Origin of the sequence: Paramuribaculum intestinale (genome assembly GCF_003024925.1) — a bacterium.
In the GTDB taxonomy this organism is placed as follows: Bacteria; Bacteroidota; Bacteroidia; order Bacteroidales; family Muribaculaceae; genus Paramuribaculum; species Paramuribaculum intestinale.
On record NZ_PUED01000093.1, the window covers coordinates 1 to 10,380 of the forward strand.

The following is a 10,380-nucleotide window of genomic DNA, read 5'->3' on the forward strand; positions in this document are numbered from 1 at the left end:
ACACCGACATATTTCTACGCACATTGTGTCTTGTCGGCGTCACTCTGTGGTTTACGCGCACCGGAGCAATGCAAGGCAACGAGACACTCGCCGCCAATGCCCTGCTTATGCAGCTGTTCACCCTTTTCAGTTTCTTTATGGACGGCTTTGCCTTTTCGGCCGAGGCTATATGCGGCAAATACTCCGGAGCCGGCCGACACCAGGCGCTGAAACAGGCATGCCGACTGCTGATATTGACATCAGCCACACTCGCCCTGATATTCACTGTCGGCTATGCCACACTCGGCACTGCCCTGCTCGAAATACTCTGCGACGATCTGTCCACACTGGCAGCCGCACGCGAATACGAGGTCTGGGCAATATCTATACCATTGGCCGGATTCATGGCGTTTGTCTGCGACGGAATATTCATAGGCCTTACAGCCACGCGGTCGATGCTCCTGTCCATGCTGTGCGCCACCGCCGTATATTTCACAGTATATATGCTTGCGTGGCCGACAATGCACAATCACGGCCTGTGGCTGGCTTTTCTATGCTATCTGGCCGTGCGCGGACTATTGCTCGCACTGCTGCTCGCCAAAGGATCACGCGGAGAAGTCGCCTGAAACTCCTTGCGATACCACGGAGTGGAATAAGCCAGATCAAGGAACTCACGGCGACTCCACTTCAGTTCGGACAGAGCCGTCATATCGACAGCCAGAGGCTTGACATCAGGCACAAAGACAGCATTGGGCGAAGTAACCACCTCACGCGCCTTGTCGCTTCCATTGCCAAAAAACAGCACAGTGCTTTTCTCAAGAAATCCGGCATAGCTGTCGGCGTCGAGAATCATAGGAGCCGGCTCCAGCAATGGTGTCAGAGCCTGATCATAGACTCCTGTAAACACCTCCATGCGGCGTGCATCGATCATCGGAGCATAAACCGCCCCCTCGGGGTATTCATATCCAGAAAACATCACCGACACCGCAAGAAGCTGCAAAGTGTCGACACCTATCAGGGGTAGTCCCAGAGCGTATGCCAGCCCCTTGGCCTCCGACAGACCGATCCGGAGTCCGGTATAGCTACCCGGACCCATAGAAACCGCCACAGCATCCAGTGAAAGCTCAAGCTCCCTGAGTCGGTCGAGACAATCCTTTATGAAACCGCTCAGGAGGGTTGCATGGTTGCGCTGCTCGAATTCCTCACGATGACAAAGCACCGTCCCTTCAGCCGACAAAGCGACCGAACACACCTCCGTCGAGGTGTCTATATTCAATATTACTGCCATTATTCAAGTTTTGTGCAAAGTTACGCTATTTCACCGTTAAATTCAAACATACTTTGAGTCTGCCGGGATTTTGCATGGATTCGTTCAATTTGTCGGGCTAACTCTATCACAGATTGCTCGCGATTCAACTTTTTATCGTAACTTTGTCAGACATTAAAACGAATATCAACAGTCTATATATACACTACTGAAATGCTGCTATCAATGACAGGCTTCGGCAAATCGGTTGTCGAAACAGAACACAAAAAAATAACCGTCGAGATCAAATCGCTCAACAGCAAACAACTCGACATGTCACTCCGTCTACCCTCGGCTTATAGAGCGGTGGAACTGGAGATGCGCAACCGCCTGGCACACCGGATCGAACGAGGCAAAGTCGAGGCTATAGTGACTGTAGAGAACATCGGCAGCGACTCCCCCACTCAATTCAACCTGCCGCTGCTCAAGACCTACAAGAAAAGTCTGGAGGATATCGCCGACGCTATCGGAGTGTCGCACCCCGCCGACTGGATGCCGCTTCTGATGAGGCTGCCTGACATCATGAAAGCCGAAGCACCGGCCGAAGACGAGCAGAACGAAAGCACCGCGCTCATTAAAGCGGCCGACGCTGCTACCGACGCCTTGGTGGAATACAGACGCGAAGAGGGCAGGAAACTCGAAGAGTTCTTCACCCAACGCATACGACAGATAGAGAACCTGCTGGCAGAGGTGCCTCGTTATGAAAATGAACGCGTCAGCAAGATTCGTGCCCGGATTGAGGACAATCTCGCCAAACTCGGACAAGTGGATATCGATCTCGGACGTCTGGAGCAGGAAATGATATATTACATTGAGAAGCTCGACATTAACGAGGAAAAACAGCGGCTTCGCCAACACCTGACTTATTTCATGGAAACACTCGACGGCGAAACCGGACAAGGTAAAAAACTCGGCTTCATCAGTCAGGAAATGGGACGTGAGATCAATACTCTCGGATCAAAAAGCAATCATGCCGAACTACAGAAAATCGTAGTGCGCATGAAAGACGAGCTTGAGCAGATAAAGGAACAGGTACTCAATGTGCTCTGAACCCGTGCATCTCCCCGGACATAAAAACCCATACTTACCCACCCCATAAACGCATATCATGGAAGGCAAGATCATCATCGTCAGTGCCCCGTCGGGCTGTGGCAAATCCACAATCATCAACCGGCTGCTGCAAAAAGGCGAAATCGACATGAAATTTTCAGTGTCGGCCACCAACCGTCAGCCACGCGAGGGCGAAGTTCATGGCGTCAGCTACTGGTTTCTTACTGACGAAGAATTCCGTCAGGCCATAGCCGACGACAACTTCGTAGAGTATGAAGAGGTCTATCCCGGACGCTTCTACGGCACACTGAAGAGCGAAGTCGAACGCAGGTGCCGCGAGGGTCACAACGTAGTGCTCGATATCGACGTCAAAGGCGGCGTAAACGTCAAACGCATGTATGGCGAACGCGCTTTGGCTCTATTTATCGAGCCACCGAGCATCGACGCCCTGCGGGTGCGTCTGGAAGGACGCGGCACCGAGTCGCCCGAAGCCATAAGCCAGCGCCTCGGCAAAGCTGAATACGAACTGTCGTTCGCCCCATCCTACGACATCCGGATCGTCAACGACGATCTCGACAAGGCGGTAGCCGATACCGAAAAAGCCATCAAACAATTTGTAGGCGCATGAAAATCGGTCTGCTTGGCGGATCATTCAACCCTGTCCACGTCGGCCACATGATGGTGGCAAACTATATGGCCCAGTTTGCCGGACTGGACGAAGTGTGGATGATGCTGTCACCGCAAAATCCGCTCAAAGACAGTGCCACGCTTATCGATGACCGTCATCGGCTCAAAATGCTTGAAATAGCAGTCGGCGCCGACCGGCAATCAAGGATAAAAGCTTGCGACGTGGAACTCTCACTTCCACGTCCGTCATATACCATCGACACACTGCGCTATCTCAACCGCCGGCATCCGTCGGTCTCCTTCAGCATCATCACCGGAAGCGACAACTGGCTCGGTTTCGGCAGATGGCGTGAGAGTGAGTCCATACTATCGGACTACGGTGTGATCGTATATCCCCGCCCCGGATTTCCTATCGAAACACCATCGCATCCCAACTGCCGCATAATCAATGCTCCAATAACCGAAATATCAAGCACATTCCTGCGGCAGGCACTATCAGGAGGAGCCGACATGACCTATTTTCTCCCTCCGGGAGTCTATGAATATATAAGACACAACCATCTCTATGAATGATACAGTTCTAAACAACAATGCCCTTGCATTCATCGGCCTGTGCAACGAATATTGTCAGGCAGCGGAATCGGCTGCCGAAACTGAGCGCAGAGATTTTATCGATACGATGCTCCGGCTGCTTCCCCGAATATACATTGCCGCTTCCGATCTGTCGGCCGACATATCGACAGAGGAAGCCTATATCAATCCGTCGCTGGAGGAAGATTACTATGAATCAGTGCGCCGCGCGATCGAAAACATCATGGGTCCGGACGACACGTATCTCGAAGTGTTTGAAGAAGACATGAAGTATTCCGACACACCCATAGCCGCAAGCCTCTCCGAAGGGCTGACCGACATATTCCAGTCGGTCTATAACTTTATAGAAATGATCAAACCCGATCCGCTGGCACTCGCCCCCGAAGCCCTTGCCGCGATTAAAGAAGACTTCGAAAGCTACTGGAGCCAGATACTTTGCAACAATCTCCGGGCCCTCAACAAAATCAAATACTCATCATCTGATATTGACTGATATGGAACAATACGACTACATCGACGACCTCTGTAAGTTTCTTGACTCTTCTCCGGTCAATTTTCTGGCCGTCGACACCGTGCGCCGACGTCTTGACGCCGAAGGATTCGAACGTCTTGATCCGCGCGAGGCATGGGAAATAAACCGTGGAGGACGCTATTATGTGACAAAAAACGACTCCGCAATATTCGCTTTCACTGTCGGCGACTCTGATCCGGAGGACGGCTTCCGTATCATCGCGGCCCACAGCGACTCACCCGGCTTCCGCATAAAGCCCGACTGCGAGATATTGTGCGACGGAAACATCGTGAAACTCAACACTGAAGTATATGGAGGTTCAATATTATACACCTGGTTTGACCGTCCGTTGTCAATAGCCGGAAGGGTGATGCTGCGCGGGCAGGATCCTCTGCGCCCCATCAGCCGTCTGGTAAGATTCGACCGGCCGCTGCTCACCATACCTCATCTCGCCATACACTTCAACCGCTCTGTCAACGACGGAAATCCTCTCTCGAAACAGAAAGACATGTTGCCGGTCATCGGCCGTGTCAATGCCAAAGGTGATGAAAAAGGACTTGTCAGACGCCTTGTAGCCGAAGAGCTCAATGTAGATCCTGAAATAATCATCGACTACGATCTGTCGCTTTTTGACACCACACCGGCATGCATTACCGGAATCAACGGGGAATTCGTTACATCAGGACGTATCGACGACCTGTCGATGGTGCATGCCGCGCTCACCTCCCTGCTTGAAGCCGGTAACGACAGAGGAGCGATCAAGGTCATGGCCATTTTCGACAACGAGGAGACCGGCAGCGGGACAAAACAGGGAGCAGCATCGCCTGTGCTCCGCAACATACTGAAACGTATATGCAATTCACTCGGATGGACCGATGAAGCATTCATGATCAGCATTGCATCATCGTTCATGATATCGGCCGACAACGCACATGCCGTCCACCCCAACTATGTCGAAAAGCAGGATCCGACCAATCATCCCACACTCGGCGGAGGCCCTGTCATCAAGATCAATGCCAACTGCAAATATATGACCGATGCCGACAGCGCAGCCGTGTTCAAAAACATCTGCGACATAGCCGGCATACCATGCCAGTATTTCGTCAACCACAGCGACGTAGCCGGAGGATCCACGCTCGGCAACATACTGACCGCGCAGCTTGATCTGCGTGGAGTCGACATGGGAGCGGGCGTTTGGGCCATGCACTCCGTGCGCGAAACCGCATCGACCGCCGATCACATCAGCATCATCAAAGCATTCTGCACCTTCTACGAGATATAAAAGAAGAGGGGACAGACAAGTCCCCGCATATATCAATCCGGCATATAGAACGTCGCCATATCTGTCATCATGCGATGAAGGATATGGCGACAATCGTAAAGCCGACAAGGACTACAGCCATAAACTCCGCACGGCGCGCCACTCTGATGGCGCGCACGGCATCGATGCGGCCTACCGGTCGGCTGTCTATGCCGATATAAGGTTTGTACACCGCCACGCCAAAATAATCGTGAGTCCCGCCAAAACGGCATCCCAGCACACCCGCCATAGCGGCCTCGGGCCATCCCGAATTAGGACTTGCATGACAACGGCCGAACCTGAGCACAAACCTCCATAAATCCGGCCGTCCGGCGGCAAGTATGATCAGCGCCGCAGTCAGTCGTGCCGGAATCCAGTTGGCGACATCATCTATCCGGGCTGCCACACGACCAAACGACCTAAATCTGTCATTACGATAACCGATCATCGAATCAAGAGTATTGACCATCTTATAGGCTACCATGCCCGGCACACCGAGAATCGCAAACCAAAACAAAGGAGCGACCACCCCGTCTGAAAGATTCTCGGCCAAAGTCTCAAGCGCAGCCGTTGCCACCTCCTGATCCGACAACGAGGCGGTGTCACGGCCGACTATACGCGCTACCTGACGGCGGCCATCGTCAATCGAACGGTCGAGAGCGTCGAACACAGCTCCGACCTCACGTGTCAGAGTCGTGCCGGCCAGACAGAAAAACACCATCACTGTGCAAAACAAAGTTTCAGCCCAAGGCCATGGGGCGAGCAGCAACAGAACCGCACCACACAACACATACGCTATGGCGACCAGTCCGACTGACGCGACAGCCCCTTTGGCCACACGATGCAACCCATGGTTGAGCATACGCTCCATGAACGCGATTGCCTTGCCCATCCACACAACCGGATGAGGCATCCACAACGGATCGCCTGCCAAAAGATCAAGCGTCCATCCTGCGGCAAGACCGATCAACAATATTTCCCAATCCATTCCTTCAATGCATCAAGAAGTAAATCGTTTTCGTCGCCACGCTGCGCCGCTATCCTGAAATGACCAGCAGACAGACCTGCAAAATTTGAAGCGTCGCGTATAAGCAGTCCGTGCCGACTGACAAGCCACTCCTTCAGTGCGGCTGCAGAACCACAGGGAACAGCACCCAAAAAGAAATTAGTGGCTGACGGAGTCACATCATATCCCATAGCTGCCATCGCGCACTGCATCCTTTTGCTCTCGGCAAGAAGCATATCCACCGGTATCACAGGCGGATTATCAATAAGAAATTCCGCGCACGATGATGCCAAGGCATTGACGGCCCATGGCATACGGTGCCGGCGGAGAGATCTGATGTTTTCAGCGCTCGCGGTCAGATATCCTACGCGCAATCCTGGCACGCAACACTGTTTTGTAAGCGAATGTAGCAGGATCACATTGTCATGACCAGCCATCGTACTCACATCGAGCTTTTCAGCCCGGCAATAGTCGGAATATGCCGTATCTATCACAAACATCACTGATAGTCTGCTGGCGATCAACGCTGCAAGACCGCCGGCATCAATCACTCTTCCGTCAGGATTGTTCGGATTGCATATCCACACTACGTCGCTCTTCACGGCGGCCTCCTCCGCATCACCGAAATAATCATACACTACCCCCGCCGCACTACAAGCATCGGCATATTCGGCAAATGTCGGCCCCACGATACCGCTGCGACGGCCTGCCGCAATATTGCGCGCTATCGTATATATGGCGTCGGTCACTCCGGCGGTCACCATGATCTGGCCATATTCTATTCCGATGTCATCAGCCAGACGATGTTCCAGGCTATATGGCTCCGGCTCGGGATATGACGCTACGAAATCGAGTTTTGAAGCCATAAACCGCTTCAACGCGCTGAGATCGGGATATTGCCATATATTGGTCGAAAAATTCACCTTGACAAGCCCGGAATATCTGTAGATATCATCACCGTGTCCCTCAGTCATAACTTATCATCCGGTATATCATATTCATATCGAGGCACTCTCTTAACCGAGCTGCGAGCGTGTCGTATTGCCTCTGGCGGTAAGCCCCGTAATCAGCCACACACCCGCTCAACCGGGGCAACAACCATGCTATCACCTCACTGTTGTCGAGAAAACCATGAATATATGTTCCATAACAATTGCCATTACGGCATCCGTCGGCTGTGCCGTCGGAAAGCATGCTTAAAGCGATAGCGTCCTGATCAAGCCGTGTCCGTCCCATGTGTATCTCGTAGCCATTGCCAACTATGCACGCACCGGCATCCGTCGTCATCTCGAATGCAATCCGGCGGATCTGCTTGTCAGCGGATATGACCGTCGTTACCGGCAGCAGACCAAGCCCGTCGACGCAATCAGTCTCTCCTTCATATCCCTCCGGATCATCAATCACGCGACCCATCATCTGATAGCCTCCGCATATACCGACCACCGGCAAGCCGTCGGCCGCGAGTCCGGTAATCGCCTCATCCATACCGGTAGCCTTAAGCCACCGCAGGTCGCTTATAGTAGTTTTGGTGCCAGGAATCACGATCATATCTGCCCCGACAAGCGCCTCGGCCTCGGCGGTATAATACACGTTTACGCCCGGAGTATGTTCAAGGACATTGAAATCGGTGAAATTGGATATATGCGGCAATCTTACGACAGCCACATTCACAGCTCCGGGCATTGGCGCCACACGCTTGCCTCCAAGCGCAACCGAATCTTCATCTTCTATATGGATATCGGCCATATAAGGAACGACACCCACTACCGGGACACCGCAACACTCCTCAAGCATACGGCGGCCACTATCAAACAGACGCATGTCACCTCTGAATTTGTTGACAATAATCCCTTTGATCAGCCGCCGGTATTCCGGCGGCTGCAACATCACCGATCCGTAGGCCGATGCAAACACGCCGCCACGGTCTATATCGGCGACAAGCAGCACGGCGGCATCGGCATATGCCGCCATCGGCATGTTCACGATGTCTGACTCACGGAGATTTATCTCGGCCACGCTTCCGGCTCCCTCCATCACTATAGGATTATAGCGTGACGACAGCCTGTCGAAAGCCTTGCAGACACCTCCGCGCAACTCCGCACGGACCTCACTGTCATAGAGCCTCGCCGAACTGTATGTTCCGGCTGCAACGCCGTCGACAACGATCTGACATGTAGAATCACCCTGAGGCTTCAGCAGCAAAGGGTTCATATCCGTATGGCAGTCGATTCCGGCGGCTTCGGCCTGCACAGCCTGCGCGCGTCCGATCTCGAAGCCTTCAGGAGTGGCATACGAATTAAGTGCCATATTCTGGGCTTTGAAAGGAGCCGGAGCATATCCATCCTGGCGGAATATGCGGCACAGGCCGGCTGCAAGCATACTCTTGCCGACATCACTCCCCGTACCGCCGAGCATCAGCGGACGCAGCCGCCTCATAGCGGTATTCATAAAACGTCCTGTATTGTTATGTAAGACATCATTAACATATTGCAAAATTACTTATATTTTTCCTTAACTTTGCAATATGAAACACAAGATAAAACCCGGACTGCTTCCACGCATCATTATCGCCATAGCAATGGGCATAGCTATCGGATGGATTTCGCCCGAATGGTTTGCCCGCCTGTGCGCTACTTTCAATGATATCTTCTCGCAATTTCTCGGTTTCCTGATTCCACTGATCATAGTGGGATTTGTCACCCCCGCCATAGGCGACATCGGCATCCGCGCGGGAAAAATGCTTATCGTGACGCTTCTGCTCGCATACGGAGCCACATTGTTTGCCGGCTATACATCTTACTTTACCGGCATCTGGCTGTTCCCATCCATGATCAGTCAGGACTCGGCGATGACAGCCGTAGAGCAGGGAGGCACGACTATAGAACCATACTTCACCGTCGGAATGCCTCCGCTTATGGGAGTGATGACCGCTCTGGTGAGTTCATTTGTCATCGGGCTCGGAATAGCCGTGACGTCGGCCGAAGTGCTCCGGTCAGCGTTCGCCGAACTGCGCTCCGTCATCGAGCTGACGATACGCAAGGCTATTGTTCCGCTTCTTCCATTCTACATATTCGGAATATTTCTTATAATGACCGTTTCAGGGCAAACCGGTACAATACTGATCTCTTTCGCAAAAATAATAGCCGTGATATTCGGCATACATGTGTTCATACTTGTGTTCCAGTATTGTATCGCCTCGATATTCGCCCGAAAGAATCCGTTCAAAATGTTATGGACCATGATGCCGGCTTATTTTACAGCTCTCGGCACATCGTCATCGGCCGCGACCATACCTGTCACTCTACGGCAGAGCATAAAAATGGGCGTCAGCGAGGATGTCGCCGGATTTGTCGTGCCGCTGTGCGCTACAGTCCACATGTCGGGAAGCGCGCTGAAACTGGTTGCATGCTCCATGGCTCTGATGATCATGCAGGGCATGGCATTCGATATAGGCATGTTCAGCCATTTCATAATAATGCTCGGCATCACCATCGTGGCCGCACCCGGAATTCCTGGAGGCGCCATCATGGCATCACTCGGACTGTTGTCGTCGATATTAGGCTTCAGCGAGGCGCAGAACGCGCTGATGATAGCACTCTATATCTCCATGGACAGTTTCGGCACAGCCTGCAATGTGACAGGCGACGGCGCACTCGCATCGATCGTCGACCGATTCTTCCGACCGCGACCTCGAAAAGTGCCTTCAGCATCCTGATCAGAGCAACAGGCAGGCATCGCCATAGCTGAGGAAGCGGAACTCACGCTCCATGGCCAAATCATACATGCGGCGCCAGTCGCCACCGGTAAAAGCTGACACGAGCAGCAGCAGCGTGGACTTGGGCTGATGAAAGTTGGTCACCATCGCGTCGACCACACGATAACGATATCCTGGAGCGATGATGATACGCGTGTCGGCTGTCAGGACATCGCTTCCATCCTTGCGTAGCCGGTCCAGGAGACAACCCATAGCCTCATTCCGGCTCATAGCGGTCGGATGACCATCGTAGGGA

The 10,380-nt window shown here is 52.9% G+C and carries 12 protein-coding genes; 7 read left to right on the forward strand and 5 right to left on the reverse strand.

Annotated features, from left to right (window positions below; all coding sequences use genetic code 11):
* The coding region (locus tag C5O24_RS08010; protein WP_240604934.1) for an MATE family efflux transporter at positions 1-605 on the forward strand (605 nt) is incomplete at its 5' end.
* On the opposite strand, the gene tsaB is transcribed toward C5O24_RS08010, so the two are convergent.
* A complete protein-coding gene (gene tsaB, locus C5O24_RS08015) occupies positions 536-1,267 on the reverse strand; it encodes a tRNA (adenosine(37)-N6)-threonylcarbamoyltransferase complex dimerization subunit type 1 TsaB (protein WP_107034789.1) in 732 nt (243 codons plus the stop codon). The genes C5O24_RS08010 and tsaB overlap by 70 nt on opposite strands.
* A 192-nt stretch (positions 1,268-1,459) precedes the next feature.
* On the opposite strand from tsaB, the gene C5O24_RS08020 reads away from it, so the two are divergent.
* The 5 genes from C5O24_RS08020 to C5O24_RS08040 are packed head-to-tail and all read left to right on the forward strand — an operon-like array spanning position 1,460 to position 5,346.
* Positions 1,460-2,335 (forward strand): YicC/YloC family endoribonuclease, encoded by an 876-nt coding sequence (locus C5O24_RS08020; protein WP_107034790.1) that lies wholly within the window; start codon positions 1,460-1,462, stop codon positions 2,333-2,335.
* A gap of 58 nt (positions 2,336-2,393) precedes the next feature.
* A complete protein-coding gene (gene gmk, locus C5O24_RS08025) occupies positions 2,394-2,963 on the forward strand; it encodes a guanylate kinase (protein ID WP_107034791.1) in 570 nt (189 codons plus the stop codon).
* A complete protein-coding gene (nadD, locus tag C5O24_RS08030; RefSeq protein WP_107034792.1) occupies positions 2,960-3,535 on the forward strand; it encodes a nicotinate (nicotinamide) nucleotide adenylyltransferase in 576 nt (191 codons plus the stop codon). The genes gmk and nadD overlap by 4 nt, the downstream gene beginning before the upstream one ends.
* The gene (locus tag C5O24_RS08035; protein ID WP_107034793.1) at positions 3,528-4,046 is read left to right on the forward strand and encodes a DUF5063 domain-containing protein; all 519 of its coding nucleotides are present in this window, start codon (positions 3,528-3,530) and stop codon (positions 4,044-4,046) included. Before nadD ends, C5O24_RS08035 begins: the two co-directional genes overlap by 8 nt.
* A 1-nt stretch (position 4,047) precedes the next feature.
* Positions 4,048-5,346 (forward strand): M18 family aminopeptidase, encoded by a 1,299-nt coding sequence (locus C5O24_RS08040; protein WP_107034794.1) that lies wholly within the window; start codon positions 4,048-4,050, stop codon positions 5,344-5,346.
* 67 nt (positions 5,347-5,413) lie between these two features.
* Here C5O24_RS08040 and cbiB read toward each other — a convergent pair whose 3' ends face one another.
* The 3 genes from cbiB to C5O24_RS08055 are packed head-to-tail and all read right to left on the reverse strand — an operon-like array spanning position 5,414 to position 8,818.
* Positions 5,414-6,352, reverse strand: a complete 939-nt coding sequence (cbiB, locus tag C5O24_RS08045; protein ID WP_107034795.1) for an adenosylcobinamide-phosphate synthase CbiB — start codon at positions 6,350-6,352, stop codon at positions 5,414-5,416.
* Positions 6,331-7,344 carry an aminotransferase class I/II-fold pyridoxal phosphate-dependent enzyme gene (locus C5O24_RS08050; protein WP_107034796.1) on the reverse strand — a complete coding sequence of 338 codons (1,014 nt, stop codon included), beginning with the start codon at positions 7,342-7,344 and terminating at the stop codon, positions 6,331-6,333. Before C5O24_RS08050 ends, cbiB begins: the two co-directional genes overlap by 22 nt.
* Entirely contained in the window at positions 7,337-8,818 is a 1,482-nt protein-coding gene (locus tag C5O24_RS08055) for a cobyric acid synthase (RefSeq protein ID WP_107034797.1), read from the reverse strand. The genes C5O24_RS08050 and C5O24_RS08055 overlap by 8 nt, the downstream gene beginning before the upstream one ends.
* Before the next feature lie 76 nt (positions 8,819-8,894).
* Between C5O24_RS08055 and C5O24_RS08060 the strand changes: the two genes are divergently transcribed.
* On the forward strand, positions 8,895-10,085 hold the full coding sequence (locus C5O24_RS08060; RefSeq protein WP_107034798.1) for a dicarboxylate/amino acid:cation symporter: 1,191 nt from the start codon (positions 8,895-8,897) through the stop codon (positions 10,083-10,085).
* On the opposite strand, the gene C5O24_RS08065 is transcribed toward C5O24_RS08060, so the two are convergent.
* On the reverse strand, positions 10,086-10,380 hold a 295-nt coding region (locus tag C5O24_RS08065; RefSeq protein ID WP_161553854.1), incomplete at its 5' end, for an S-adenosylmethionine:tRNA ribosyltransferase-isomerase.